Below are 26,996 nucleotides of genomic sequence, written 5' to 3'. Positions count from 1 at the left end.
GAACGACGACGAAGGGGAGGTCCGATGGTGTCCTGGGAGCCGTTGGTCGAGCAGCTGGTCCGCGAGCGTGGACCGCGGCTGACCGCGTACGCCGCGTTGCTGGTGGGGCGCGACGGGGACGCCGAGGACCTGGTGCACGATGCGCTGGTCAAGGTGTTCTCCAGGAGACGACGCCTCGCGTCTGTGGGACAGGCTGAGGCGTACGTCCGCTCTGCCATGCCCAGCATCGTCATCGACCGCGCCCGCAGCGCCGCGAGCCGCCGCCGTGCGACCACACGGGCATTCCAGCGGGACCCCGCGCGCTCGGACGTGGAAGCCGGTCTGGACGTGCGACGCGCCCTGCGGGAGCTCCCGCCCCGCGAGCAGGTGTGCGTGGTGCTGCGCTTCTTCGACGACCTCACTGTGCCGCAGATCGCGGACCGGCTGGGACTCGCCGAGGGCTCCGTCAAGCGCTACCTGTATGACGCGACGGCGAGGCTCGCGCCGCTGCTGGACGTGACCGACGAATGGGACGAGGAGCCGATGACCGCCGCAGTGGTCGCGACCAAGGAGAGGGGACGCTGATGCGAGAACTGAGGGACGTGCTGCACGAGGCCTTCACTGGCCACGCCCGCGCGCTGGGGGACAGCGGGGTGGAGGTCGCGCCGGCATCGGCGCTCGGCGACATCCGTCGCAGGCGCGCGCGCCGGTCGGCGGTCGCGGTCGGTGGTGCCGCCGCGGCGTGCGGAGCGATCGCTTTCGCCGCCGTGGCCGTGCCGGCCATGGGCGGCGACGGATCCTCCGTTGCGGCCCCGAACGACGCCGAAGGAGTGCCGGTGCCCGCCGCGGGAGCGCCGCAGTGGTGCCACGTCGACGGCTATCCGGCCCCGAACCCCGAGGCATTCGGTCCGGCAGAGTACGGCGGCCGCGCGTACGCCGACTACGGCGCTGGGCAGTTCCTGTTCGTCGCGCCCGACGGCTCGGTCGAGCAGATGCGCCGCAACGCGGACGGCGACTACGAGGCCACCGGCGCCGCCGGCATCACCATCTCGGTCCCAGGTGAGGACGGCCCGGGCATGCCGTACGTGCACTACGCGTTCGACTTCTTCGGCGGAGGCGGGGGCGGCGGACCGTACCTGGCGTCTCCTGCTGGTCCGCAGCTGGGCTACGAGTGGACCACGGAGGCTCCCGACGACGCACCACGCTGGGTGGACCCGGTGGCGCTGATGCAGGTCCACTCTGCCACGCTCGGCTACTCCGGCATGGGCTTGTCGGGTGCCGTCGCAGGCGCGGATGCGGTGGTCGAGTCCGTGCTGCGCTACGACGACGGCGACGAGCAGGTCAGCGAGATCGGCTTCGGTGAGCCCGGAGCCGCGATCCGGGACTTCGACGGGCTCGTGAGTGCCTCCATCCGCGCGACCAGCCCCGAGGGCGAGACGTACGAGATCACGTCGCACTACGACGCCTCCCAGACCTACGAGGCGGCATGCGGTGTGGCGCTGCCGCTGCTCGAGGAGGATTCCCAGGACGGCTCCGTCCCGGAGCCGGTCGGCTTCGAGGCCGGTGCGTACCTCGAGGGCCCGGAGTCCGACACCTTCCAGTGCCTCGCTCCCGTCCCGGAGGCGCTGATCGCGCAGCCGAGCCGGGTCGAGCACAAGATGGGCTCGTACTACGAGGTCACTGAGGCCGGCATCGAGTTCGACTTCGGTGACGGCGGATACATCGTGGGGGCACCAGAGGAGACCTATCCCGGAGTGGAGGCCCAGTTGTATCAGTACTCCGGATGGAGCAGCTCGTCGTTCGAGATCGGCGGGGCGGTCGAGGGCAACGTCGTCTACGAGGCGCTGATCTGGGTCGACGACGACGGCACGATCATCGCGCGCCAGCAGCACTACACCGAGGAGGACCCGGGCCTGATGTTCGGTCCCGGGCAGGACGATCTGCTTCCCTTGCCCGGATCGCTGGACGGCGAGCACCTCTGGTACATCGGCGATGTGTCGGACCTGGCCCTTGCGTGCGAGGGCATCCAGCCCGCACAGATCGAGGATGCCGAGCTGGGCATGATCTTCGGGCACGGCCCCAGCGAGAGCGAGATGGCCTGGAGCGTCTACTTCCCGGGACGGAGCGCGACGGACTAGACGGGCTCGGCTGGCTCGACGCGCGCGACGCCGCGTCGGGGCCGGCCGCGCCAGCCGTCCACGGTGAGCACCACGAGCGCGACCCATACCAGGATGAAGCCGATGCACCTGGACACTGGCATGGGCTCTCCGAAGTGCCACACCGCCAGGATGAACATCAGCGTGGGCGCGATGTACTGCAGCAGTCCGGTGACGTAGAGCGGCAGGCGCCGCGCACCCGCGGCGAACAGCAGCAGCGCGCCGGCGGTGAAGACGCCCGTCGACATCAGCAGCAGGTCGTGACCGAGTCCCAGGCCCTCCTCGCCGCGCTCGCCGAACGTGCCGCGCCCGGTCTCCTGGATCCACCACAGGCCCACGAGAGCGACGGGCAGCAGCACCAGTGTCTCGACGGTGAGCCCCGTGATCGCGTCGACGGACCCGCCCACCCGCTTCTTGATGAGCCCGTACAGGCCGAACGAGGTCGCGAGCGCGAGCGCGATCCACGGGAACTCGCCCAGCCCCACGCCGATCACCACCACGGCCGCCACGGCGATGCCGATCGCGACCACCTGCAGGCGCCTCAGCCGCTCGCCCAGGAAGATCACGCCCAGCGCGACCGTGAACAGCGGGTTGATGTAGTACCCGAGCGCGGCGGAGTTCACGTGGTCGGTCACCACGGCGTACACGTAGATGAGCCAGTTGATCGCGATGAAGAAGGCGGCGACCGCCAGCACGCCCAGCGTGCGGCGGTTCACGAGCGCGGCGCGCAGCCGCCGCCAGCCGCGCATCACCGCGACGATCACGAAGCACACCAGCACGGACCAGACGGCCCGATGCGCGGTGATCTCGAGGGCGCCCGCGGGCCTCAGGGCATTCATGAGCAGGGGGAAGGTTCCCCAGACCAGGTACGCGCCGGCGCCGAAGGCGAGGCCCGGTCGACTGAGGTTCTCGCTCACCGAGCGATTGTCTCACCGGGGCGAGACCTGCCCGGCCGATGCGCACCAGTGGTGGCAGGCAGGCGCCAGTCGGGCGGTGGCTGGCACCGCCCGACTGCCTCCGGCTAGGCGGTCGCGATCCAGGCGAGCATGTACGCTCGCGAGTTGCCGTCGTCGATCGCGTCGTCGGGCAACGCGATCGCCGCGTCCCACGCGTCCTCCTTCGCCTGCGCGCCTGCGAGCGAGGCGTACATCAGCAGGTAGTCCGCGAAGAGCAGCTCGTCGCTGGGCGCCGTCGCCTCGTCGACGGCGGCCTGGATTCGCTCGCCGTCGACCGCGCCCAGCACGGCCAGCTGCGCCGGCTGTGCTGGCAGCACCTGGATTCCCAGCATCGCGCTGGGCTCGGGGGAGAACCAGGTCGCGTAGTCGCGCTTGGCTCCCCACTCGAGCGCGATGATCTGGTGCTCGAACGCGGGGAACGGCTCGAGATCGGGGGCGAGCCACAGGCGGCGCGCCGCATCGGCCTCCGAGGCGAGCAGCCATCGGGCGCGCTGCTCGAGCGCCTCGTCGCCGCGCGCGGCGGCCCAGAGGGCCAGACCGTTCCACGCCGCGACCGCCTCGGAGCTCGACTCCTGGTTGTTGCCGTCCGCGAAGGGAGAGAAGCCGGAGGCCCACGAGTGGCCGGCGACGGGGTCGAACACCCGCATCGCAGGCATCGGCCCTCCGGTGCCAGCGATGTCCGCGGCGACCAGGTCGAACACGGGGCCGATCTCGTCGGCCAGCGCGGGCTCGGCCTCGACTGCCACCGCCGCGGCGTACAGGAAGTAGCCGTAGTGGAAGTGATGATCGTTGAACTGCTCCGAGCCGAACGACGGCGTGAGTCCCACGACGCCCTCGAGCTCTGTGTCGTACACGAAGCAGCGGGCGTCCGCGCTCGCGCAGCGCTGTGGGTCGCCCCACTCCCGCAGGGCAGGGGACAGCACCGCGAGGACGTCCTGGGCGGCCTCGTCCTCCCCGAGGGCCTGCGCCAGCGACACGAGGTTCGCGAGGCGTGCGAGCGCCTTGCCGCCAAAGTACGTGTCGGAGGGCAGCGGCGGGATGCTCGCGGCGTCGGCCAGCAGCTGCGCGCGGATCTCCGCCTCCTGCTCGGCCGTGACGCCGTCGAGGTCGAGCGTCGCAGACGGCTCTACCGCGGGCACGCTCCACGTCACCTCGCGCGTCGCGCACACTGCGAACGGTCCGTCGATGGTCGCGTAGGTGCCGAGGCTGCAGTCGAGCCCCGATCCCTCGGCGCGCTCCATGGGCATCGTCGCCACGGTCTGCACCCCGTAGTCGAGCGTGGTGCTCACCGTGTCCCCGTCAGAGGCGCCCGCCCAGCCCAGGCTCGTGATGGGCTCGCTCAGTGCGGCCGCGAACGCGGTCGCGTCGCCGCCCTCGGGGACGGCGAACAGCTGGATCGAGCCGCCCTCATCGAGCGTCAGCAGGGCGCCGTCGACGGTCCCGCCGTCCAGCCGCATCCCGTACGCGCGGCCATCGACCTCCGCGGTCGCGAGGGTCTCGGAGACTGCGTCGAACGGTGCGGAGAGCGTCGCGGTCAGATCCGTTGCCGCCGTCATGCCCACCACCGGCCATCCCTGCGCGAGCATCACCGCTGCGCTGTCCCAGCTCACGGCGACGTCCGACGGTCCTGCGTGGGAGACCACGCCCGCGCCGCTCTCGCCGTCGATCATCACGCTGACATCGGCGCGCGCCGGCGCGATGATCGCGGCGGCGCTCGCCTCGGGCGAGGTCACTCCCACCGCGAACCCCCCGGAGACGGTGGAGAAGGCGAGCGGCTTGGGGAACACCGGCAGCCCCTCCTCGCCGAACGCCAGGGAGGAGTACCACCGGTTGGTGGGTGGCGGGACGCCGTCCGCCAGTCGCGTGACGACCTCCTCTGCGGCGGACCGCTCGGGCAGGAGCGCCACGTCTGCGGCCGCGTCTGCGGCGATGTCCGGGGATGCGCTCGGCGTCGCCGCGGGCGCGTCGCCCTCGTCGCAGCCGCTGATCGCGACGGCGAGGCCCGCGGCCAGCAGCGCCGCACTCGCGCGGCGCGCCGTCACAGCCCGATCCTCGCCGCGAAGTCGCGCACCATGTCCTCGACGCCGGCGAGTGGACCGTCGTCGCGCAGGTCGAGGGTGGCCTCGAGCGGGGTGCCCGGCTTCACCAGTGCGTCGTCCCGGCTGTCCTCCAGCGCGATCGACTCGACGCGCGCGGTGACGTGCGCCTCGCCGTCCAGCGTCTCGACGTCGATGTCGGCGACCGTCCCCGTGAGCGTGCGGCGGTCGGGAAGCATCAGCTCGACGGTCGCGGCTTCCTCGAGGCGCCCGAAGTCGCGGCCGGAGAGCACGAACTCCGCCTGCGCGAACAGCGTGCCGTCGGCCTCGATGGTGGCGAGCACGTCTCCGGCCTGCGCGTAGCCGCCCTCGCCGATCGCGACCGCACCCACGGTGCCGGAGGTGCTGGCGCGCACCACGAAGGCTGCGTCGGAGTTCACGGACGGCTCGTCCGCGGACACCAGCCCGTTCTCGACGTCGCGCTCGAGCTGCAGGCTCTCGATCACGAACATGCGCTGTCCCTCGCCCACGTGGTCGCCCTCGGTGACGAAGGACTCGGTCACGAGCCCGCTGTAGTCGGTGCCGACGCCGTACATCGCCGCGCCGATGCTCGCGGAGCTGCTCTCGACCTGCGTGGCGCGCTGATTGAACACGAACGTCGCTCCTGCGACGAGCACGAGCACCATCAGGGTGCCCAGCAGGAGACGAAAGCGATTGCCCCAGGTCATGACGGCTCCTCCGTTCTGTGGTCTCGGCGCGACGAACGCGTGCCCGCGGCGACGGTCTCGCGAGGCTCGCGCTGCAGCGGCTGCTCGGACTGTTCGCTCGCCCGTTCCGCCGACAGGTCCACCGGCTGCCAGCGCACGGGCGATGGCCGCGGCACTCGGGCTTCGCGGGGCAGCGGCGCGGCGAGCTCGAACGGTGCCGGATCGGGGACACGGGCGGGATGGCGCGCGGGCAGCGGCGCGGGCGCGGTGCGGCGACTGCGTCCCGGACCGGCCCAGGCGGCGTCACGGTCGAGGGCAGGCACGGCCACACGAGCGGGCCGTCGCGAGGGAGTGCCCTCCGGGCGGGCCACGACCGTGCGCAGCACCGCGGCCTCCTCACCAGCCTCAGGAGCGACGGGCGGCGACAGCGGCCGCCCCTTGCGCAGGGCTCGCGCCTCGCGCCTCGCGGCGTTGAGGAACGCCCCGAGGATCAGCGTGTTGGTGACGTTCCACGCCGTCGCGAGCGTGAGCACGCCGTTGTCGACGTCGCGCCAGATGGCGACTGCGGAGGTCAGCAGCAGGAACTGGAAGAACAGGATCTGGGGGATCACGAAGTTGTACGGCGAGCTCTTGCGGGCGGTGCCGGTGGACTGCCAGCCCACGTCCTTGCCCGTGAACGCGTTCACGAACGCCTTCGCGTAGATCGCGAAGGACACGGTCGCGAGCGTGAGCGTCTCCCAGCGGAAGGAGCCCAGCGTGTACCAGGCCAGCAGGATCTGCATCGCGTAGAAGCCGCAGTAGTACAGCGCCCAGGTCAGCACCGTGAGCGAGAGGTTCATGGGTCGCAGGTCGAAGTAGATCTCAAGCGGCGGCACGAGCAGCAGCAGCAAGGGGCAGATCCCCGTGAGATAGAAGCTCGCGGTCACGAAGTACTGGATGCGCTGGTCCATGGTGAGGCGGCGGTTCGCGAGCGGGTTGCGGGTGAGGAGGATCTCGAACCCGCCGGTGGCCCAGCGCAGCTGCTGCTTCGAGTACGCCTCGATCGTCTCCGGCGCCTCTCCCATCGCCAGCACCTCCGGGATGAAGACCGAGCGCCAGCCCCGCTCGTGCAGGGCGAGCGACGTCCACACGTCCTCCGACTTGGAGTCCGTGCAGATGCCGTCGACGTCCTCGATGGCGGCGCGCCGGAACAGGACGTTCGTGCCCACGCAGAACGCGGCGTTGAAGCGGTTGCGGCCAGGCTGGATGAACCGGTAGAACACCGCCTGCATGTACGCGGCGCCACGAGCCACCGTGGTGTGCAGGTTGTCGTAGGCCTGCGGCGTCTGCACGAACGCGACGCGCTCGTCCACCATGAACGGCAGCGTCTCCTGCAGGAAGGTGGGGTCGGGCACGAAGTCGGCATCGAAGATCGCGAAGAACTCCGCCTTCGCGAGAGTGAGCGCGTGGTTGACGTTCCCGGCCTTGGCACCGCCGGAGCTGAGCCGGCGCACGTAGCGGGCTCCCAGCTCGTGGGCGAGGTCGCGCACCTCATCCGATCGGCCGTCGTCGAGGATCCAGGTGCGGTGGCGGCCGTGCATCGCCAGCGCCGCCGTGGCGGTGCGCCGGATCACCTCGACGTCCTCGCCGTACACCGTGATGAACACGTCCACGTCGACCCTGCGCCCGCTGATCAGCAGCGGCCACTCACGAGGGTTCGAGCCGTGCGAGCGTCCGTGCAGCCCGTCTCGTGCGCGGTGGTACGCGAAGTCGCGTGGGTCCTGGCCTCCCGACAGGATGGTCCACATCGCCAGCAGCGCGTGGAACACCAGCACCGTCTCCGCGGAGATCACCATCGCGTAGGGGATGAGATCCCCGCGGTTGGCGGGGTTCAGCAGGAATGCGGCGTAGACCAGGATGCCCACCGTGCTCACGAGCACGAGGAGGATCATCACGGGCGACGGGCCACCGCGACTCTCGTGAGCAGCGGGCATGGGGGATTCGACTTCGGCTGGCGCGGGCATGCGGCACCTCCGGACGCGGGACAGAGCAGGGGCGAGGGAGATCGACGTCAGCGGCGGTGGCGCCAGAGGTGGCGCCCTGCGGGTCGTGACGGAGCTCACATGCGCGTGTCTCCGGTCGATACCATCGTCGCCGCGCCGTACGGGCGTTGTCCAGCGCCCTGCGTTAAATCTGCGTGTCCAGCATGTGTCCGTGCGTCTGACGTGTGGCGTATGTCACGTGTGGATGCCGCACTCCGTCTTGCCCTGCCCGGACCAGCGGCCCGCACGCGCGTCCTCCCCAGGGGCGACCTTGCGCGTGCAGGGAGCGCAGCCGATGCTCGGGTAGCCCTGCGCGACCAGCGGATTGCGAGGGAGGCCGTGGGTCTCCTGGTAGCGCTCGACGTCCGCGTCGTCCCACAGGGCGAGCGGGTTGATCTTCACCAGGTTGTGCTTGGCGTCCCAGCTCACCACCGGCATCTCGGAGCGGGTCACGGCGTCGATCCGTCGGGCCCCGGTCACCCAGGCGTCGTAGCCTTCCAGCGCTCGCGCCAGGGGGTCGACCTTGCGCATGAAGCAGCACAGGTTCGGGTCGCGCTTGAACAGCTCGGCGCCGTACTCCGCGTCCTGCTCCTCGACCGAGAGACGCGGCATGACGTTCACGATGGTCACGGGAAACGCCCGAGCGGCCTCGTCACGGGTCTCGATGGTCTCCGCGAAGTGGTAGCCGGTCTCGAGGAACAGCACGTCGACGCCCTGCAGCCGCGAGCCGAACAGGTGGGGGAGGATCGTGTCCTGCATCGAGGAGGCGACGCCCAGTCCCTTGCCGAAGGTCGCGACGGCCCAGTCCGCGATGTGCGACGCGGACGCGGTCTCGAGGCGAGCGTTCACCTCGGCACAGGTCTCGGCGTTCCACTCGCTCGGGTTCAGAGCGGTGAGCGCGAGGCCTCCGGAGAGGGACGGGATGGTCACTTGATGAGCTCCTCGTCGGCACGGAAGGCCCAGTCCGCGAAGCTCTCGTCCGCGGACTCGCGGTCCTCCAGGTAGTTCTGCGTCACGCGCTCCACGTACTCGGGCATGCCTGACTGCGTGACCTTGTGAGCGCGAATCTTGCGGCCGAAGTCGTTGTCCTCGCCGCGACCGAGGCGTCCGCCCAGGTGCACCTGGAAGCCGGGAACCTGCTCCCCTGACTCCTCGTCGAGCACCAGCTGGCCCTTGAAGCCGATGTCCGCAATCTGCACGCGGGCGCAGGAGTTGGGGCAGCCGTTGACGTGCACCGTGATCGGGTTGTCGAGGGTGGGGAACTTCTCGTCGAGCACCTTGACGACCTCGCGGGCCGTCGCCTTGGTCTCGACGATGGCGAGCTTGCAGTACTCGATGCCGGTGCAGGCGATCACGTTGCGGTGGAACTCGCCGGGCTCGGACTCGAGCTCGAGCGCGCGCAGCCCGTTGACCACGTCGCTGACACGGTCCTCGGGGATGTCCAGCACCAGGATCTTCTGCAGCGGCGTGAGACGGATGCGGTCCGAGCCCACGGACTCGGCGATCTGAGCGATGCGCTGCATCTTCTCGCCGGACACGCGTCCTGCGACCGGCGCGACGCCCACGTAGTAGCGGCCGTCGGCCTGCTGGTGGATGCCCACGTGGTCGCCACGGTCCCCGCGGCTCGCGAGCTCGGGTGCGGGACCCTTCGGCAGCTCGTACCCCAGGTAGTCGTCCTGCAGCACCTGCAGGAACTTCTCGCCGCCCCACGCCTTCACGAGGAACTTGAGACGCGCGCGGGTGCGCAGGCGCCGGTAGCCGTGGTCGCGGAAGATGCTGACCACGCCCTTCCACACCTCGTGGGCGATCTCCGGCCGGACGAACACGCCCAGACGCACGCCGAGGTGGGGGTTGATCGACAGCCCGCCGCCCACCCACAGGTCGTAGCCCACACCCAGCTCGGGGTGCTCGACGGCGCAGAACGCGACGTCCTGCACCTCATGGAGGATGTCCGGCACGCGCGTGCCGGTGAAGGCGGTCTTGAACTTGCGCGGCAGGTTCGAGAACTCGGGGGAGCCGATGTACCGATCCATGATCTCGCGGATCTGGGGCGTGGGGTCGATCAGCTCGTCCTTGGCGATGCCCGCCACGGGCGAGCCCAGGATCACGCGGGGCACGTCGCCGCACGCCTCGGTGCACAGCAGCCCCACCTCCTCGACGCGACGGAAGATCTCGGGGACGTCCTCGATGCGGATCCAGTGCAGCTGGATGTTCTGGCGGTCGGACACGTCGGCGGTGTCGCGACCGAACTCGGAGGAGATGCGACCGATCTCTCGCGCCTGCGCCACGGACAGCTGCCCGCCGTCGGAGCGGATGCGAAGCATGAAGTACTCGTCGTCGAGCTGGTGCGGCTCGAGCACGGCGGTCTTGCCGCCATCGATGCCCTGACGCCGCTGCGTGTACAGGCCCCACCAGCGGAAGCGTCCGCGCAGGTCACCAGGGGGGATCGACCAGAATCCCCACTTGGAGTACATCGACTCGATGCGCTGGCGCACCTCGAGGGGGTCGCCTGCGGCCTTCATCTCCTCGTTGGGGTTCAGCGGCGTGCGGTCGCCCGCGGCCCACTGGCCATCCTTGGAGGCGGTGTTCTTGCGCGCGGCGGCCTCGCGAGTGCGAATCATGCGCGCCTCTTCGCGGTGGCGGCGGCGCTCGTCGGCGTCGGCGATCTCCTGCGCGCTGCGCGCATCCGGGGTGCTGGCGTCGGTGCTGGTCACCGATTCTCCTCGACTCGTGGTGTCTTCAGGGAGCGAGGCCGTCCGAGCGCGACTGGTGCGCGCTCGCCGGCCGAGCGCCCAGGGCTACAGGGGGGGTGTATCCGTGGGCTCAGGCCTCGGGACACATGGCGCAGCAGACACAGCACATCATCGATGCGCATGCGGTCCGCGTGTCAGCCATGCCGGACAGTCTCGCACACGGCACGGCCGATTCGCTAGCCCGTCGCCACGGGCGCCGCGACGGACGTCCGGTGGAACGTCAGCAGCTGCTCGATCAGCGCGGTCGAGCGGGTCTCGAGGGCGATCTCTCGGGTCCCCAGCCGCACCCCGCCCAGCACGAAGTTGTGCGAGCCGGTGATCGCCACGCGCTCGCCGCCCGCCATGGTGAACACCAGGCACTTGGCGTGCAGGTACCGGCGTGACCGGTAGCGAGTCCGGTAGCCGGTGACGGCCATCGAGCCGGCGATGAGCGCGCGATTGGCGGGCGAGGCGTTGCGGGGCGCGTTGAACCACAGCTGGTGCGGGCGCGCCGCGATCGCTCTGCCGAGCGGCCCGGTGGGGCAGTACTGCGACACCAGCAGCACGTGCTCCGCCTGTGACGCCAGGGTGAGAGCGCGCTCGTAGATGACGGACTCGCCCGGCATCCCTCCGTCCACCAGCACCGCATCCTCGCCGCGCTGCAGCACGGCGGACCGGTGGCCTCGCTCGCACGCGTTCATGCGGACGATGCGTCCGTACACCGCGGTCAGCTGGTCCGCGAGCAGGGGATCCGCCAGGCGCAGCATGTAGTCGACATTGGTCGCACCGCGATCGTCCAGGTTCACGCCCCCGAACGCGTACGCGACGTCGTCGACCACGCACAGCTTGGTGTGGGTGCGGCCGCGCCAGATCAGCCCGCGCTCGGAGCCCAGCCAGGTGAAGCGCACCCCGGCATCGCTCAGCCGAGAGGCCAGCGCGGAGGACTCGCGGCGCCGACGGGTGAGGTAGCGGCGCGGCAGGAAGGTGCCCGCCGCATCGGCGTAGGTGAACACGTCCGCGGCGACCCGCACGTCGACGCCTCGCCGCGCCGCGGCCACCAGGGCCTCGATGAGGTCGCCCGTCCGGTCCTCGTCGGCGATGGTCAGCGTGGTGACGCGCACGCGGGTGCGGGCCTGCGCGATCGCGGCCGTCGCGTCGGCCAGGTACTCGTGAGGCAGCAGCAGGCGCGCCGGCGCAAGGGGGACGTCGACCACGGCCGATGCGGCGGTGGTCGGGGTGCGGAGGGGCAGCGCGGGCGCGGTCACCATGGTCCGAGCGTGGCACCGGGGCAGGGCCTTCGCCAGAGCCGCGCGGAACGGCCATCAGACGTTCATGTCTATACTCATGGCCATTGCGCGCAGAGTGTCCTGCCCGCCTGCCCCCTGCACCCCGTGAGGATTGCGAGTCCTGCTGTGACCACCGAACGCCCCTTGCGCGTCGCCATCATCGGCGCCGGGCCCGCCGGCACCTATGCCGCCGACATCCTGTCCAAGTCGGACGTCCCCACCTCGATCGACATCATCGAGCGCCTTCCCGCCCCGTTCGGTCTGGTGCGGTACGGCGTGGCGCCTGACCACCCGCGCATCAAGCAGATCGTGGTGGCGCTCGCGAACGTGCTGGGCCGCGGCGACATCCGCCTGCTGGCCAACGTCAACATCGGCACGGACCTGACGCTCCAGGACCTGCGCGACCACTATGACGCCGTCATCTTCGCGACCGGCGCGTTCAAGGACTCTGACCTCAACATCCCTGGCATCGACCTGGACGGGTCCTATGGCGCCGCGGACTTCGTGAGCTGGTTCGACGGCCACCCGGACGTGCCTCGCACCTGGCCGCTGGAGGCCAAGGAGGTCGCGGTGTTCGGGGTCGGCAACGTCGCCCTCGACGTCGCGCGCATCCTGGCCAAGCACCCCAAGGACCTCGCCTCCACGGAGGTGCCGGCCAACGTCATGGAGCTGCTCGAGGCCTCGCCGGTCACCGACGTCCACGTGTTCGGCCGTCGCGGCCCTGCCCAGGTGAAGTTCTCGCCGCTCGAGCTGCGCGAGCTGGGCCACGTGCCGGACGTCGACGTGGTGGTGTATCCGGAGGACTACGACTTCGACGAGGCCTCGATCGACGCCGCCGAGAACAACAAGCAGACCAAGCAGGTGGTCAAGACCCTGACGGACTGGACCCTGCGCGAGCCTGGCAACGCCTCGCGTCGCATCCACCTGCACTTCCTCCAGAGCCCGCACGAGGTGCTGGGCGAGGACGGCAAGGTCACCGGCGTGCGCGTCGAGCGCACCGCCTTGCAGGGTGACGGCACGGTCAAGGGCACGGGCGAGTTCATCGACTACCCGGTCCAGGCCGTCTACCGCGCGGTGGGCTACTACGGCACCGAGATCGACGGCGTGCCGTTCGACGCCTCGAAGGGAACCATCGCGAACGAGGCCGGCCGCGTGGTCGACGGCGGCGACGTGGTGCCTGGCTTCTACACCACCGGCTGGATCAAGCGCGGCCCCGTGGGGCTCATCGGCCACACCAAGTCGGACGCGCAGGAGACCATCGCGAATCTGGTCGAGGACGCCCCGCGCCTGTATGCGGAGACGCAGGCGGGCGCTCAGCAGCTGAGCCCCGACAACCTGCTGCACCTGCTCAAGGATCGCGGCGTCGACGTGGTGCAGTGGCACGACTGGGAGATCCTGGACCAGCACGAGCGCGCCCTGGGCGAGGCCGACGGCCGTGAGCGCGTGAAGATCGTGCCGCGCGACGAGATGACGGACATCGCGCTCAAGCGCGCGTAGCGCGTGAGCGAGCACGGGGCCGGCGCAGGGAGCGATCCCGCGCCGGCCCTCGTGCGTCTGGCGGTCCTGTCGGACGACCACGACGCCGCGGCGGTGTCGCGGATGCTTGCCGCGTACCTGCTCGAGACCGAGCGCGAGAAGGGCGCGAGCGTAGCCGGCGCATCGGCCCTGCCAGAGCGCTACCGTCACGAGGTCGAGCAGCCGGCGCGGGCCTTCGCGGCCGCTGAGGTGTGGATCGCGCAGGCGGACGGCGCGATCGCAGGCATGGCTGTGCTCACCGCGCCCGAGCAGGGACGATGCGAGATCAAGCGGCTCTGGACGGAGCCGTGGGCGCGGGGCACAGGGGTAGGGCGACGGCTGGTCGAGCACTGCGTCGACCGGGCGCGTGGACGCCGTGACACGGCGGTCGAGCTCACGGTGTGGCGGTGGCGCGAGGGTGCCATCAGGCTCTACGAGCGTGCCGGCTTCGCCGCAGTGGAGTCGTGGGACGACCGTGCCGGTCTGGTCTGTCTGCGGCATGTGCTCCGCGACCGCTGACGCCACGGGAACCGCGCTGTCACGCTGGCCGTTCTTTCTCCGGTAGAAATGTCTCCCGGAGGGTGAGTTGGGAAAGCGATACTTCAACGGTCTCAAGACCGGCGGCCTGTTCGTGCTGCTGTGGGTGGTGCTGCTCGCCGTGGGCTCGTTCGTGGGCAGCGGCCAGTACATCTGGATCTTCGCCGGTCTGGGCGTGATCGGCACCATCTACGGGTACTGGAACTCGGACAAGCTCGCGATCCGCGCGATGCACGCGCGGCCGGTCACGGAGGTCGAGCAGCCGGCGATGTACCGCATCGTGCGGGAGCTCTCCGCACAGGCGAACCAGCCCATGCCTCAGCTCTATGTGTCCCCCACCCAGGCCCCGAACGCGTTCGCCACCGGGCGCAATCCCAGCAACGCCGCGGTGTGCTGCACCGAGGGCATCCTGGGCCTGCTCGACGAGCGCGAGCTGCGGGGCGTGCTGGGTCACGAGCTCATGCATGTGTACAACCGCGACATCCTCATCGGCTCCGTGGCGGCGGCGTTCGCCGGCATCATCACCGCGGCCGCGCAGATGCTGTTCTTCTTCGGGGGTGGCGGCAACGGCCGCGACAATCCCCTGGGTCCCATCGGGATGCTCGCGATGCTGTTCCTCGCGCCCATCGCCGCGGCCCTGATCCGCATGGCGATCTCCCGCACGCGGGAGTACGACGCCGACGAGGACGGCGCGAGCCTCACGGGCGACCCCCTGGCGCTTGCCTCCGCCCTGCGCAAGCTCGAGCGTGGCACCGAGGCGCGCCCGCTGCCGCAGGATCCGAAGCTCGAGAACGTCTCCCACATGATGATCGCGAACCCCTTCACGGGCGCCGGCATGGCCAAGCTGTTCTCGACGCACCCGCCCATGGACGAGCGCATCGGGCGCCTCGAGGGCATGGCGCGAGCGAACGGCCAGCACTTCTAGGCCGCCGTCCACGGAATGCCTGCGCACGGCTGACGCGTTGGCCTGAGTGGGCGCGGAACGTCGCCGACCGTGCGACGCTCGCCCGCGACGGAGGCATGATGAGCCGCACGATCGCAGGAGACATCGTCACGGCGCTGGCCGATCACGGCGTCACGCAGGTGTGGGGAGTGGTGGGCGACGCCCTCAATCCCCTCACCGATGCGATCCGCACCGAGGAGCGCGTCGAATGGATCGGCGTGCGTCATGAGGAGGCAGGCGCGTTCGCCGCGTCCGCTCAGTCGCAGCTCACGGGGACCATCGGCGTGTGCATGGGGACCGTGGGTCCCGGCTCGCTGCATCTGCTCAACGGCCTGTACGACGCCCAGAAGTCCCACACTCCCATGCTCGCGATCTGCGGGCAGGTTCCCACGGCGGAGATCGGCACCGACTACTTCCAGGAGATCCACAACGACCGCGTCTTCGACGACGTCGCGGTGTGGAACCAGACCCTGACCTCTCCCGATCAGATGCCACAGATGCTCGAGCAGGCCGTCAACGCGGCATACGCCGAGCGCGGCGTGGCTGTGCTGACTATCCCTGGCGATGTGGGCGGGCTGGACGTGCACGATGATGCCCCGGCGCCGCGCTTCGCGCCCGCCCCTCGCCCGCCGCTGCCCGACGAGGAGCAGCTGGCCGCCGCCGCATCGGCGCTGCAGGACGCGCACAGCGTGACGATGCTCGTGGGGCAGGGCGCCGCTGGAGCCCGCAACGAGGCGCTGGCCCTGGCCGCTCGCCTGCAGGCGCCCATGGTCGTGACGCTCAAGGGCAAGCCGGGCTTCGAGGGCCACAATCCGTATGAGGTGGGCCAGGCCGGGCTGCTAGGCAACCCGGGCGCGATCGAGGCGCTGTCCTCGTGCGACGTGCTGCTCATGGTGGGCACCGACTTCCCCTACCGCGAGTTCTACCCGTCCGACGCGACGGTGATCCAGATCGATGCCCGTGCCCAGCACATCGGCAGGCGCGTGAGCGTCGACGTCGCCGTGGTCGCCGATGCGGCCGATGCGCTCTCGGCGCTGCTGCCGCAGCTGGACGTGCGCGCCGACACCGCGCACCTGGAGGCTGCGCGATCGACGTACGGCGCCTGGCGCGAGCGCCAGCGCAAGGTCGCGGACCCTGACTACGAGGACAGCGGCCTGGTGGCGAAGGTGCGCTCGGTGTTCGACAACCCGGACGACCGCATCCGGCCGGAGGCGCTCGCCGCCGCCGTGGACCGCCACGCGCCTGACGACGCGGTCTTCACGGTCGACACCGGCATGTCGACCACCTGGCTCGCGCGGTTCGTCGAGATGCGTGGCCAGCGAGAGCTGATCGGGTCCTTCAACCTGGGATCGATGGCCAACGCGCTTCCCCAGGCGTTGGGCGCGCAGGCGCTCGATCGCACGCGCAGCGTGGTGAGCATGAGCGGCGACGGCGGGCTGATGATGCTGCTGGGCGACCTGCGCACGGCGGTGGCCTTCCGGCTGCCCATCGTGGTCGTCGTGTTCGACAACGCGTCGCTGGGCATGGTCCAGCTGGAGCAGCAGGAGGCCGGACAGGCCTCCTTCGGCACGGAGCTCGACAACCCGGACCTCGCTGCTGTCGCAGCCGCGATGGGGCTGCAGGCCCGACGCGTCGAGGACCCCGGTGCGGTGGACGACGCGGTGGCGTGGGCCTTCGCGCAGGACGGCCCCGTGCTGCTGGATGTCATCACCAATCCCGATGAGATCGCCGTGCCACCCCACCCGAGGGCATCCCAGGCGTGGGGCTACGCCGTCGCCAAGATCACCGAGGCAGTCGAGAGCAGGAGTTGAAGGTCATGAGGACGCAGGAAGCAGAGCAGCTGGTCGCATTGGAGCGGGACGGCTGGGACGCGCTCACCCACGGGCATGCGCGCGAGTTCTACGACGAGGTCCTGACCAGTGAGGCCGTGATGGTGTTCCCGTTCGGCGTGATGGAGCGGGGCGATGCGATCGACGGCATGGCGGAGTCGCGTCGCTGGCGTGACTACTCCCTCGATCACATCGAGGTGCACGACCTGGGCGCGGGCCTGGCCGTCGTCACCTATCACGTCCACGCCGAGCGGGACGAGGAGGACCCCTTCGACGCGATGCTCGCGAGCACCTACGTGCGCTCGCGCGGCGGCTGGCGCATGATGCTGCACCAGCAGTCGCCGTGAGCGCGCGAGGCCTGCCTAGCGGAAGTTGACGAACTGCAGGTCCACGTCCACGTCAGCACCCTTGAGGAGCTGGATGGTCTTCTGGAGATCGTCACGCGACTTGGACTGCACTCGCAGCTCGTCTCCCTGGATCTGCGACTTGACGGACTTGGGCCCCTCCTCGCGGATGATCTTGCCCAGCTTCTTGGCCGTCTCCTGAGTGATCCCCTCCTTGAGGTCCGCGACCAGGCGGAACTCCTTGCCGGAGGCCACCGGGTCGCCGTACTCGAGCGACTTCATGGAGATGCCGCGCTTGGCGAGCTTGCCGATCAGCACGTCGAGCACCGCCTTCACGCGCTCCTCGGAGTTGGCCTTCATGAGGATCGCCTCGCCGGAGAACTCGATCGAGGCTCCCACCCCGCGGAAGTCGTAGCGCTGGTTGATCTCCTTGTGCGCCTGGTTGAGCGCGTTGTCGACCTCCTGGCGGTCGATCTTGCTCACCACGTCGAAGGTGCTGTCGCCTGCCATGGTTCCTCCTCGAGTCGGGGCGCGCGGAGCGCCGCTGCGGTCGCCGGTGCGGCGGGCCCCGTACCGGTTAGCGCTGGGGCCGTTTCTGTTGCTATCCTTCCATGCGCGCCGCGTTCGCTTCGAGCGGGGAGCACGGCAGGTTGCCCGAGCGGCCAAAGGGAGCTGACTGTAAATCAGCCGTCATCGACTTCGGGGGTTCGAATCCCTCACCTGCCACACACACGAAGGCCCGGCGCTTGAGCGCCGGGCCTTCCGCGTTGGTGTCGCCTGCGCGCCCCAGCGGTCCGTGAGTGTCGGTTACGGACCCGCGGCGCGTCCCAGCGGTCAGTCGATGTGAGCCGGGCCCGCGGTCTCGCGCACGAAGTGCCCGCGCTTGACCTTGACGTCGGAGTTCATCGCCTCGAGCTCCATGCCCTTGGTCTCCGGCACTCGGAAGAACACGAACACCAGCGACAGCAGCGCCATCGAGGCGTAGAACCCGTACGCGAACGTCAGGCCGATCGAGGCCATCTGCGGGAACGAGACCGTGATGGCCCAGTTGGCCAGCCACTGCGCGGCAGCGGCGACGGCGAGGGCCGATGCGCGAATCCGGTTGGGGAACATCTCGCCCAGCAGCACCCACACCACGGGGCCCCAGGTCGCGCCGAAGAACACGACGAAGGCGTTCGCGCCGACCACGGCGATGGTGCCCCACGCGCCCACGAAGTCGGTGACCTCTCCGGCGTCGTCGGTGATCGCCTGCGAGAAGGCGACCGCCATGAGCCCCAGGGAGACGGTCATGCCGGCGGATCCGATGAGCAGCATCAGTCGCCGCCCGATGCGGTCCACGAGGATGATGGCGACGACCGTGACCACGATGTTCGTGATCGACGTGATGGTCGAGGTCAGGAACGCCTGGCTCTCCTCGAATCCCACGGACTGCCACAGGGTGGTCGAGTAGTAGAAGATCACGTTGATGCCCACGAACTGCTGGAACACGGACAGCAGGATGCCAGTCCACACGATGGGCTTGAGCCCCAGGGCACGGCCCCGCAGGTCGCGCAGGCTCTGCTTCTCCTCGCGGTGCAGCGACTCCTCGATCTCCTCGATCTTGTGGTCGACGTCCTCGACGCCGGTGAACATCCGCAGCACCTCGGCGGCCTGCTTGTCGTCTCCGCGCCCCACGAGGTAGCGCGGCGACTCGGGAAGCCTCAGGGCGGCGAGGCCGTAGATGGCGGCCGGGATCGCCTCCGCCATGAACATCCACCGCCACGCCTCGAGTCCGAACCAGAACTCCTCCGATGCGCCGCCGGCAGCCTCCGCGAAGAGCTGGCCGGTGAGCAGCGCCGTGAAGATTCCGGTCACGATCGCGAGCTGCTGCAGCGAGCCCAGGCGCCCGCGGAACTTCGACGGCGAGACCTCCGCGATGTACGCCGGCGCGATCACCGAAGCGGCTCCCACGGCGAGTCCGCCCAGCACGCGCCAGATGACCAGGTCCCAGATGCCGAAGGCGAGGCCCGATCCCAGAGCGGATGCGAGGAACAGGATCGACGCGAGCACCATCACGCGGATGCGCCCGTAGCGGTTCGCGATGGTCCCGGCGAACCACGCGCCCACGGCGCAGCCCAGCAGCGTCGACGCGACGGCGAAGCCGGTGAAGGCGTCGGAGAGCTCGTACTCGCCTTGGATCGAGTCGACGGCACCATTGATGACGGAGGAGTCGAAGCCGAAGAGGAAGCCTCCCAGCGCGGCTCCGATGCTGATGCCGATGACGCGGCGATTGAGGCGCGAGGCCACGGGGCTGGCGGGTGCTGGGGACTCGGTCACGGAGTTCTCCTCGTCTCATCTCGCACGCGCCGGTGCGCGCGGGCCTTCGTCTCGAACACTAACCCCGCTCCCCGCATTCCGCCTGGTCAGCCAGCGAGGGCCACGGCGAGCCCGGTCGACAGGTCGCCGCGATCCGCGACCGCGATGGTGTCCAGGCCCAGCCAGCCCCGCATCACCTCCAGCTCCGCGGCCGCCTCGGCGGCCACGCGGTCGCCCGCCATGCGCGTCGCACCGGGCGCGCGCCCCGGCTCGAGCCACGCCGCCTGCACCAGCAGCGCGCCGCGCTTGCGGTCCGCCTTGAGGTCGAGGCGGGCCACGATGCGGTCGCCCACCAGCAGCGGCAGCGCGTAGTACCCGTAGACGCGCTGAGGCTCGGGAGTGTAGATCTCGATGCGGTAGTCCACGCCGAACATCCTCAGCAGTCGCGGCCGGAACCAGCACACGGGGTCGAAGGGGCTGAGCAGCGCGACCCCGGTGGTGCGACCGGGGTCGCGTGCGACGCGCCTCCACGGCGCTTGCGCATCCGGCTCCGCGCTGGCGAGCAGCGCCGGCTCCTTCCATCCCTCGACGCTCACCCACTGCGCCAGCCCCCTCTCGACGGCAGATGCCGCCCACGCCTTGCCTCCCGCCACATCGGGGGTGCGCGTGCCTGCCTGGTAGGGCAGCCGGAAGTGGTCGCACAGGTCCTTCGCGGTGCCGATCCCGCATGCCGACAGCGCTCGATCGAACAGTGCCTGATGCGCATCGGCCGGTCGCATCCCCCAGTCGCCCTGGGACGCCGGCGGGCGGCCCCACGCACGCCCGGGCGCGTCGTAGGTGCGGGAGAAGTGGCGGCCGCGGGACGCGGCCACCTCTCCCGTGATGAACAGCAGCTCGAGCGCGTCCTTCACGTGACCGTGGTCCCACCAGCTGCCGCGAGCTCCCTGCGCAGGCGCGAGGTGCTCCAGGTCGCGTGCGACGAGCGGTCCGCTGTCGTCGACGGCGGAGGTCACCTGCGCGATGAGGCCCGGGCGCTCCGACTCGAGCGCGACGCGCCTGCGCGCCTTCCACGAGGTGGCCTGGACCATCCGGTGGTGCATCGCGGGCAGCAGGTCCAGCGGCATCACGGACGCCTCGTGGCCCCAGTGCTCGAAGGCGTGCGCGGAGTGCCCGTCAGCAGCGCCCCAGAGGAACGCATCGAGACGGGCAGGTTCGTACGGACCCCAGCGCGAGTACAGCGGCAGGTAGTGAGCCCGCGCCAGCACGTTCACCGTGTCGAGCTGCAGCACTCCCTGGCGCTCGAGGTACGTCGCGAAGTCCGCGTCACGCGGCCGCCGGGACGGGCGCCGCCGCGAGAGGGACTGGGCCTCCAGGAAGATGCGACGCGCCTGGGCGGCGCTGAGCTCTGGACCGAGGTCGAGGGGGAGTTCTACGCTCACATCGCCACCCTAGCCAGGGGCTCGGACACCGCCGTCAGCCCGATTTCACAAGCACCCGCTGTGGCATGTATTCTTGTCCGGCTTGCCCCGATAGCTCAGTCGGCAGAGCGTTTCCATGGTAAGGAAAAGGTCCAGGGTTCGATTCCCTGTCGGGGCTCTGAGAAATGCTTCGCCGCCGTCCTCTCACGAGGCCGGCGGCGGTGCCATTCTCGCGGCGGGGTAGCTCAGTTGGTTAGAGCACACGACTCATAATCGTGGGGTCGCGGGTTCAAGTCCCGCCCTCGCTACGCAGCAGACGACCTGTCTGCGACCGCGCTTGTCGAGCGCGTCATCACAAGGCTGGGAGAGAACCATGGCCAAGAACGACGTCCGTCCCAAGATCACCCTCGCGTGCACCGAGTGCAAGGACCGCAACTACATCACGCGCAAGAACCGTCGCAACAACCCTGACCGTGTCGAGCTCTCCAAGTTCTGCCGGAAGTGCGGCAAGCACACCGCGCACCGCGAGACGCGCTGACACCTCAGCATCCAGCGAAGGCCCGCCCCTCCCCGAGGGTGCGGGCCTTCGCCATTCTCGCCCCGGGGCGTGCGACACTCACGCCATGAATCGCACGACGCATGCGGGGACCGCCACCGTCGCGCCCGCCGGTCACGGACCCTGGCGGAGTGCCGGCCTGAGCCTCGGATGGGTCGCTCTCGCCGCGCTCCTCGTGCCCGTCATCGCCCGTGCCACCGGCTGGGAGACGGGGCCGCTGGCCTTCCTGGTCGCGCTCATGCCGTGGATGACGCTGGCGTGCCTGGGTCCCCTCGCGCTCGCGGCGCTGGTGCGCAGCGCGCCGCTGGCCGTCGCCTCCGCTGCGGCGCTCGCGCTCGGCGTGGCATGGCAGGCGCCCCTGTTCACAGCGGCCGATGCGACAGGCGACCCCGTGCTGACGGTCGCCTCCGTGAACCTCACCTACGGCGGCGCGGATGCGCGGGCTGTCGTGGACCTGGTCCGCGAGGGCGACGTGGACGTCCTCGTGGCGCAGGAGGTCACGCCCGAGTCGGTGGAGGCTCTCGAGGCGGCGGGCCTCACCGACCTGCTGCCTCACGCGGAGGTGGCCGCCGAGCCCGGCGTCACCGGCACGGGGCTGTGGGCGAGCACGCCTCTGGGGGACGCCGAGTCGCTCGCGGGCTTCACCACGGCGTCCTCGACCGATCGCTATCTGTCCCGCGCGGTGCGCGCGGACATCGAGGTCGGTGACGAGTCCGTGAGCGTCCTCGCCGTCCATCCCGCGGCGCCCGGCCCGGTGGAGCACTCCGGCTGGGACGCGAGCATGACCGCGCTCACCGAGCATCTGTCGCAGCAGACGGGCCCGATCGTAGTCGCGGGCGACTTCAACAGCACCCGAGACCATCGCGCGTTCCGAGCCATCGAGGCGCTCGGCTACCTGGACGCGGCGGACCAGGCCGGGTCCGGGCTCCAGTTCACCTTCCCGCAGGGCCGCCGGCCGTGGCCCCTGGCGGCCATCGATCACATGCTGGTGCGGGATGCGGCGCTGGTCGCGACGTCGACGTGGACTGCTGCCGTGCCGGGCGCGGACCACCGCGCGCTCGTGGTCGAGTACGCGAGGCGCTGACCCGGCGGTGCGCGCCGGGGACCTTCGCTAGGCTGATGGCGTGCCAGTGAACCCAGAAGCAGTGGGCCGCTCCTACGGCCCGTTCGAGCCCTACGAGGTGACCCGCGTGAAGATCCGCGAGTTCGCGGACGCCGTGGATGCCTTCTCCGGAGCCCACCGCGACGTCGCGGTCGCGAATGCGGAGGGCTTCGCGGACCTGGTCGCCCCCACCACCTTCGCCGTGGTGATCGCGCAGCGAGCGGAGTTCCACGTCGTGACCGACCCCGAGGTGGGAGTCGACTTCTCGATGGTCGTGCACGCAGACGAGCGCTTCACCCACGTCCGCCCCCTGGTCGCCGGGGACGTCATCACCACCACGGTCCACATCGACTCCATCACGCAGCGCGCGGGCATCTCGATGGTGACCACGCGATCCGAGCTCGCTGATGCGGACGGTGCTCCGGTGTCCACCGTGCTCAGCACGCTCGCCGTGAGGGAGGCCGCATGACCGAGTCGACCAGCCCCAGCTTCGACGGGCTCGAGGTGGGCCAGGTGGTCGCCACACGCGAGGTGGCCTTCACGCGCGCGAGCCTGGTGCGCTACGCAGGAGCGTCCGGCGACTTCAACCCCATCCACTACAACGACGTGGTCGCGCAGGAGGTGGGACTGCCGGGCGTGATCGCGCACGGGATGCTCACCATGGGTGCGGCGGCCTCCGTGGTCGAGGAGTGGGCAGGCGCCGGCAACGTCTCGGACTATCAGGTGCGCTTCACGCGCCCCATCACGGTGCCGAACCCGGGAGAGGCGGTGATCGCCGTGACGGCCAAGATCGGCGCCCTCGACGAGGAGCGCCGCACGGCGCGCGTCGACCTCACGGTGCAGCACGGCGAGGCTCGTGTCCTGGGCAAGGCCCAGGCGGTCGTCGACTGCGAGTAGAGCTCAGCGCTCCGGGTTGACCGGACCGGTGGAGGTCCCCTGGCGGAACTCCAGCGGCATCCAGATCTGCGACGGCGTCTCTCCGTCCAGCAGCTCCTGGACCTCGGACGCCAGCGCGTCGCCCTTGGCCACGCCGTCCTGGATCACTGTCGTGAGCTCGAGGGGTGCGAGCCAGGGGATGTCGATTCCGTCGAAGCCCGTGATGGACACGTCCTGAGGCACCTTGAGGTCGAGCTCCCGCGCGGCGAGCACGGCGCCGGCTGCGAGGATGTCGGACTGCGCCACGATCGCGGTGGGAGCCGACTCGTGGGTGAGCGCGAGGTGGCCCGCGGCGATGCCCTCGGCGACCATCGTCTCGCGCGCCTCGACCACCACGCAGGGCTCGACGCCCGCGAGCCGGAAGGCCTCGAGTCGGTTGTGCATGGGCGCCCACGCGGACTTGGGCATGTAGTTCGGGGATCGCAGGCCCGTCTCGACTCCGGGCGCGTGGGGCAGAGTGATGGTGCCGATCCGCTCGTGGCCCAGCGACTGCAGGTGCTCGATGAGCTGGACCGTCGAGGAGGCGTCGTCGATCGACACCTGACCCGCGCCCGCAGGCGCGTCGCCGTCCATCACCACGAACGGCACCGAGCGCTTGCGCAGCTTCTCGACCGCAGGCTCGTCGTGATCGCGCACGCGGAACACGACCGCGGCATCCATCGGAGCGGAGTCGAGCAGAGACTTCTCGTCGCTGTCCCCCGTGGGGTTGGGGATCAGCAGCACCCCCAGGCCCATGTCGCCCAGCTTGGAGATCAGGCCGTCCATGACGTTGAGGATGTAGGGGGAGCGGAACGCCAGGGTGAACGTGTCGTGGATCACGACCCCCACCACGTGCGAGCGGCCCGAGCGCAGGGCTCTGGCCTGGGCGGACGGGCCGCTGTAGTCGAGCGACAGCGCCGCCTGCTCCACGCGCGCCTTCATCTCGGGCGAGATGGGTCCCGCGCCCGAGTACGCAAGAGAGACCGTGGACAGCGACACACCAGCCCGCGCGGCCACATCGGCCATGGTCGGACGTCTCTTGGCTGCCACGGTGCCCCTCTCGCGATTTTGACGCTGGTCACAGCGTAGTCGCACAATGGTCGAGCGGGGCCGCATCCGCAGCCCCCGAGCGCCGACGATGGCGCGCCGTCGCCATGCCCGGCGCCGCCACGATCGACAGGACACCATGCCCCTCACCTTCGGCCTCGAGCCCACCACCACGCCCACGCCTGCGCGCGTGCGCACCGCTCGCTGGGGCGTGCTCGGCATGTTCGCGATCATGGGCGCGATGCTGTCGACCTTCCTGTCGCGCGTGCCATCGGTGCGGGACCTGCTCGAGGTCAGCGTGTCCGGGCTGGCCAACCTCATCATCTTCGGCGCGTTCGGTGCGCTCGTGGGCCTGATGGTCACCGGCTGGGCGGCGGCGAGGTTCGGCACCCGGGCGCTGCTGTTCTGGTCCGCGCTGTCGCACCTGGCCGCGTTCAGCCTCGTCGCCCTGTCCACGGTGACCTCCTCCGGCGTGATGTTCGCGATCGGCCACTTCTTCGTGAGCTTCTCCTTCGCGTTCACCAACGTCGCGATGAACGCGGAGGCCGCCGAGGTCGAGCGACGCATGGGTCGCGCGGTGATGCCCCAGTTCCATGGCGCGTTCTCGATCGGCATGGCCGTGGCGCTCGGCCTGGGCGCGATCCTCTCCCACGCCGGAGTGCAGCCCGTCTGGCACTTCATCGGCGTGGCCGCGATCCTCACCGTGATCCGCATCGCGATCATCCCCGCCTCCGCGATCAACGGCCGGCCGGACGAGGACGCCGCTGCCGCGACGCTCGGCGGTCCCTTCGCGACCGCGCGCAAGGAGTACACGGAGAAGCGCGTGGTGCTGATCGGGCTCATCGTGTTCGCCGCGTCGATGACGGAGATGAGCGCCGCGCAGTGGATGTCGCTCGCGGTGGTGGACGACTTCGGCATGCCGGAGGCGATGGGCGACCTCATGTACTGGGTGTTCGTCGTGTCGATGGTCAGCATTCGCTGGTTCGGGGCGCCCATCATCGGGCGCCTGGGACGCGTGGTCTCGCTGCGCGTCAGCGCCGTGAGCGTGGTGTGCGGGTTGCTGCTGTTCGCCCTCACGCCCGTCTTCTGGCTGGTGCCCGTGGCCGCGATGCTGTGGGGCCTGGGTGCAGCGCTGGGCGTTCCCATCGGCTTCTCCGCCGCGGCGGACGAGCCCAAGCGCGCCGCCGCCCGCGTCGCGGCCGTCGCGTCCTTCTCGACTGTCGCTGGACTCATGGTGCCCCCGCTCATCGGCCACCTTGCCGAGGTCGTGCCGCTCAACGACGCGCTGCTGGTGGTGGCCGCGGCCTCGACCACCTCGTTCCTGCTCGCGCGCGCGGTCCGCAAGGAGGGCGCGCTGTTCACCAGCCGTCGCGCCCAGGAGCGCAAGGTGGGAGCCGCGCGGCTGGCGCTCGCGGACAAGGAGCGGGCCCTGGAGGAGCCGGTGGTCGCTCCGGGCTCGGCCACCGGGACGGGCGCTCCCGACGCGCCGGTGCGCGGCCAGTGATGGGCGCGTCGGCGCTCGCGGGCCTCACTACGCTGAGGCCATGACCCGTCTCGCGGACCTGACCACGCTGCGCGTAGGCGGCGCCGTGCGCTCGCTCGTCCAGCCCGCGACCGAGCGCGAGCTCATCGATGCGGTGCGCGCCAGCGACGCGGCGCACATGCCGCTGCTGGTGCTGGGCGGCGGCTCGAACATCCTCGCGGCAGACGCTCCCTTCGATGGCCTGGTGGTGCGCGACCCGCGCCGCTCGGTGTCCGTCCAGGACGACGGCATGTGCGGAGGCGTGTCCGTCACGGTCACCGCGGGCACGCCGTGGGACGACGTGGTCGCGCGCGCCGTGGACGAGGGCTGGGTGGGGATCGAGGCGCTCAGCGGGATCCCCGGCTCGACGGGAGCCACGCCCGTGCAGAACGTGGGCGCGTACGGCGCCGAGGTCGCGGACGTGATCGCGCTGGTCAGAGTGTGGGATCGGCTCGAGAGTAGGGTGCGCTCGCTCGCGCGGGTGGACTGCGGGTTCGCCTACCGCGACTCGCTGCTGAAGCGCTCGATGCGCGGGGCGGCGCCGGACGCCGGGGTGTGGTCGCCGTCACCGCGCTACGTGGTGCTCGACGTGACGTTCCAGATGCGCCAGGGCACGCTGTCGTCGCCCATCCGCTATGCCCAGCTCGCTGCGGCGCTCGATGTCGCCGAGGGCGAGCGCGCGCCGCTCGCGGACGTGCGTGCCGCCGTTCTCGCGGTGCGCGGGAGCAAGGGCATGGTCCTCGACGACGCGGACCCGGACACCTGGAGCGCCGGCTCCTTCTTCACGAATCCGATCCTCGATGAGGCCGTGGCGGCGACGCTGCCCGAGGACGCGCCGCGCTTCGCGGCAGGCGAGGGGCGGGTCAAGACCTCGGCCGCGTGGCTGATCGAGCAGGCGGGCTTCACGCGCGGCTTCGCGGTGACAGAGGGTGCGCCGGCGACGCTCAGCACCAAGCACACGCTCGCGCTCACCAATCGGGGCGCCGCGTCCGCGGCCGATGTGCTCGAGCTCGCGCGCGCGGTCCGCGATGGGGTGCGCGAGCGCTTCGCCGTCGAGCTGGTCCCGGAGCCGGTGCTGCTGGGCGCCACGCTCTGAGTCA

Annotated in this window: 24 protein-coding genes and 3 tRNA genes; 16 read left to right on the top strand and 11 right to left on the bottom strand. The window is 70.5% G+C overall.

Translation table 11 applies throughout. The annotated features are described in order from the left end of the window. The first annotated feature begins 24 nt into the window (after positions 1-24). On the top strand, positions 25-564 hold the full coding sequence (locus Dac01nite_RS08210) for an RNA polymerase sigma factor (protein WP_203655727.1): 540 nt from the start codon (positions 25-27) through the stop codon (positions 562-564). Beyond that, a complete protein-coding gene (locus tag Dac01nite_RS08205; protein ID WP_203655726.1) occupies positions 564-2,117 on the top strand; it encodes a hypothetical protein in 1,554 nt (517 codons plus the stop codon). The genes Dac01nite_RS08210 and Dac01nite_RS08205 overlap by 1 nt, the downstream gene beginning before the upstream one ends. Here the strand turns inward: Dac01nite_RS08205 and rarD are convergent. The 7 genes from rarD to Dac01nite_RS08170 form a co-directional block, all read right to left on the bottom strand. Continuing rightward, positions 2,114-3,052 carry an EamA family transporter RarD gene (gene rarD / locus Dac01nite_RS08200; RefSeq protein ID WP_203655725.1) on the bottom strand — a complete coding sequence of 313 codons (939 nt, stop codon included), beginning with the start codon at positions 3,050-3,052 and terminating at the stop codon, positions 2,114-2,116. The genes Dac01nite_RS08205 and rarD overlap by 4 nt on opposite strands. A gap of 104 nt (positions 3,053-3,156) precedes the next feature. Next, entirely contained in the window at positions 3,157-5,133 is a 1,977-nt protein-coding gene (locus Dac01nite_RS08195) for a glycosyl hydrolase (RefSeq protein ID WP_203655724.1), read from the bottom strand. Continuing rightward, entirely contained in the window at positions 5,130-5,855 is a 726-nt protein-coding gene (locus Dac01nite_RS08190; protein ID WP_203655722.1) for an efflux RND transporter periplasmic adaptor subunit, read from the bottom strand. Before Dac01nite_RS08190 ends, Dac01nite_RS08195 begins: the two co-directional genes overlap by 4 nt. Beyond that, positions 5,852-7,807: a glycosyltransferase family 2 protein gene (locus Dac01nite_RS08185; RefSeq protein ID WP_239066584.1), complete on the bottom strand. Its 1,956-nt coding sequence runs from the start codon at positions 7,805-7,807 to the stop codon at positions 5,852-5,854. Before Dac01nite_RS08185 ends, Dac01nite_RS08190 begins: the two co-directional genes overlap by 4 nt. A 243-nt stretch (positions 7,808-8,050) precedes the next feature. Continuing rightward, the gene (locus Dac01nite_RS08180) at positions 8,051-8,785 is read right to left on the bottom strand and encodes a phosphoadenylyl-sulfate reductase (protein WP_239066583.1); all 735 of its coding nucleotides are present in this window, start codon (positions 8,783-8,785) and stop codon (positions 8,051-8,053) included. Then, positions 8,782-10,476: a nitrite/sulfite reductase gene (locus Dac01nite_RS08175; protein ID WP_203656155.1), complete on the bottom strand. Its 1,695-nt coding sequence runs from the start codon at positions 10,474-10,476 to the stop codon at positions 8,782-8,784. The genes Dac01nite_RS08180 and Dac01nite_RS08175 overlap by 4 nt, the downstream gene beginning before the upstream one ends. Positions 10,477-10,784: 308 nt before the next feature. Then, positions 10,785-11,855, bottom strand: coding sequence for a phospholipase D-like domain-containing protein (locus Dac01nite_RS08170; RefSeq protein ID WP_203655720.1), 1,071 nt, complete (start codon positions 11,853-11,855; stop codon positions 10,785-10,787). Positions 11,856-11,999: 144 nt separating this feature from the next. Between Dac01nite_RS08170 and Dac01nite_RS08165 the strand changes: the two genes are divergently transcribed. The 5 genes from Dac01nite_RS08165 to Dac01nite_RS08145 all read left to right on the top strand — a co-directional run bounded on the left by Dac01nite_RS08165 (position 12,000) and on the right by Dac01nite_RS08145 (position 17,044). After that, a complete protein-coding gene (locus tag Dac01nite_RS08165; protein WP_203655718.1) occupies positions 12,000-13,370 on the top strand; it encodes an FAD-dependent oxidoreductase in 1,371 nt (456 codons plus the stop codon). Positions 13,371-13,373: 3 nt separating this feature from the next. Then, positions 13,374-13,907, top strand: coding sequence for a GNAT family N-acetyltransferase (locus Dac01nite_RS08160; RefSeq protein ID WP_203655716.1), 534 nt, complete (start codon positions 13,374-13,376; stop codon positions 13,905-13,907). A 67-nt stretch (positions 13,908-13,974) separates the two neighbouring features. Continuing rightward, complete coding sequence (htpX, locus tag Dac01nite_RS08155; protein ID WP_203655714.1) at positions 13,975-14,850, top strand: zinc metalloprotease HtpX; 876 nt, start codon at positions 13,975-13,977, stop codon at positions 14,848-14,850. A 98-nt stretch (positions 14,851-14,948) separates the two neighbouring features. Continuing rightward, the gene (locus tag Dac01nite_RS08150) at positions 14,949-16,679 is read left to right on the top strand and encodes a thiamine pyrophosphate-dependent enzyme (protein ID WP_203655712.1); all 1,731 of its coding nucleotides are present in this window, start codon (positions 14,949-14,951) and stop codon (positions 16,677-16,679) included. A gap of 5 nt (positions 16,680-16,684) precedes the next feature. Further along, positions 16,685-17,044, top strand: a complete 360-nt coding sequence (locus tag Dac01nite_RS08145; protein WP_203655710.1) for a nuclear transport factor 2 family protein — start codon at positions 16,685-16,687, stop codon at positions 17,042-17,044. Between the two features lie 15 nt (positions 17,045-17,059). On the opposite strand, the gene Dac01nite_RS08140 is transcribed toward Dac01nite_RS08145, so the two are convergent. Further along, positions 17,060-17,551 carry a YajQ family cyclic di-GMP-binding protein gene (locus Dac01nite_RS08140; protein ID WP_203655708.1) on the bottom strand — a complete coding sequence of 164 codons (492 nt, stop codon included), beginning with the start codon at positions 17,549-17,551 and terminating at the stop codon, positions 17,060-17,062. Positions 17,552-17,685: 134 nt separating this feature from the next. Between Dac01nite_RS08140 and Dac01nite_RS08135 the strand changes: the two genes are divergently transcribed. Further along, a tRNA-Tyr gene (locus tag Dac01nite_RS08135) sits at positions 17,686-17,767 on the top strand. A 108-nt stretch (positions 17,768-17,875) separates the two neighbouring features. Here the strand turns inward: Dac01nite_RS08135 and Dac01nite_RS08130 are convergent. Beyond that, positions 17,876-19,357 (bottom strand): sugar porter family MFS transporter, encoded by a 1,482-nt coding sequence (locus tag Dac01nite_RS08130; protein ID WP_203655706.1) that lies wholly within the window; start codon positions 19,355-19,357, stop codon positions 17,876-17,878. An 86-nt stretch (positions 19,358-19,443) separates the two neighbouring features. Then, positions 19,444-20,775 (bottom strand): winged helix-turn-helix domain-containing protein, encoded by a 1,332-nt coding sequence (locus tag Dac01nite_RS08125; protein WP_203655704.1) that lies wholly within the window; start codon positions 20,773-20,775, stop codon positions 19,444-19,446. 84 nt (positions 20,776-20,859) lie between these two features. Here Dac01nite_RS08125 and Dac01nite_RS08120 point away from each other — a divergent pair. From Dac01nite_RS08120 to Dac01nite_RS08095, 6 genes are all read left to right on the top strand, one after another. Further along, positions 20,860-20,932: transfer RNA gene (locus tag Dac01nite_RS08120), tRNA-Thr, on the top strand. A gap of 56 nt (positions 20,933-20,988) precedes the next feature. Beyond that, positions 20,989-21,062, top strand: a tRNA-Met gene (locus Dac01nite_RS08115). A 65-nt stretch (positions 21,063-21,127) separates the two neighbouring features. Then, positions 21,128-21,292 carry a 50S ribosomal protein L33 gene (rpmG, locus tag Dac01nite_RS08110; protein WP_042213233.1) on the top strand — a complete coding sequence of 55 codons (165 nt, stop codon included), beginning with the start codon at positions 21,128-21,130 and terminating at the stop codon, positions 21,290-21,292. A gap of 85 nt (positions 21,293-21,377) precedes the next feature. Continuing rightward, positions 21,378-22,394 (top strand): endonuclease/exonuclease/phosphatase family protein, encoded by a 1,017-nt coding sequence (locus tag Dac01nite_RS08105; protein WP_203655702.1) that lies wholly within the window; start codon positions 21,378-21,380, stop codon positions 22,392-22,394. A 40-nt stretch (positions 22,395-22,434) separates the two neighbouring features. Next, complete coding sequence (locus Dac01nite_RS08100) at positions 22,435-22,881, top strand: FAS1-like dehydratase domain-containing protein (protein WP_203655700.1); 447 nt, start codon at positions 22,435-22,437, stop codon at positions 22,879-22,881. Beyond that, positions 22,878-23,309 (top strand): MaoC family dehydratase, encoded by a 432-nt coding sequence (locus Dac01nite_RS08095; protein WP_203655698.1) that lies wholly within the window; start codon positions 22,878-22,880, stop codon positions 23,307-23,309. The genes Dac01nite_RS08100 and Dac01nite_RS08095 overlap by 4 nt, the downstream gene beginning before the upstream one ends. Before the next feature lie 3 nt (positions 23,310-23,312). Here the strand turns inward: Dac01nite_RS08095 and Dac01nite_RS08090 are convergent, their stop codons facing one another. Next, complete coding sequence (locus Dac01nite_RS08090) at positions 23,313-24,377, bottom strand: LacI family DNA-binding transcriptional regulator (protein WP_203655696.1); 1,065 nt, start codon at positions 24,375-24,377, stop codon at positions 23,313-23,315. 136 nt (positions 24,378-24,513) lie between these two features. On the opposite strand from Dac01nite_RS08090, the gene Dac01nite_RS08085 reads away from it, so the two are divergent. Continuing rightward, on the top strand, positions 24,514-25,878 hold the full coding sequence (locus tag Dac01nite_RS08085) for an MFS transporter (RefSeq protein WP_203655694.1): 1,365 nt from the start codon (positions 24,514-24,516) through the stop codon (positions 25,876-25,878). 40 nt (positions 25,879-25,918) lie between these two features. Beyond that, positions 25,919-26,992: a UDP-N-acetylmuramate dehydrogenase gene (locus Dac01nite_RS08080; protein ID WP_203655692.1), complete on the top strand. Its 1,074-nt coding sequence runs from the start codon at positions 25,919-25,921 to the stop codon at positions 26,990-26,992. Positions 26,993-26,996: the final 4 nt, after the last annotated feature.

It is taken from the genome of Demequina activiva, assembly GCF_016862815.1.
GTDB lineage: Bacteria > Actinomycetota > Actinomycetes > Actinomycetales > Demequinaceae > Demequina > Demequina activiva.
This window is presented reverse-complemented; position numbering and strand designations above follow the sequence as displayed.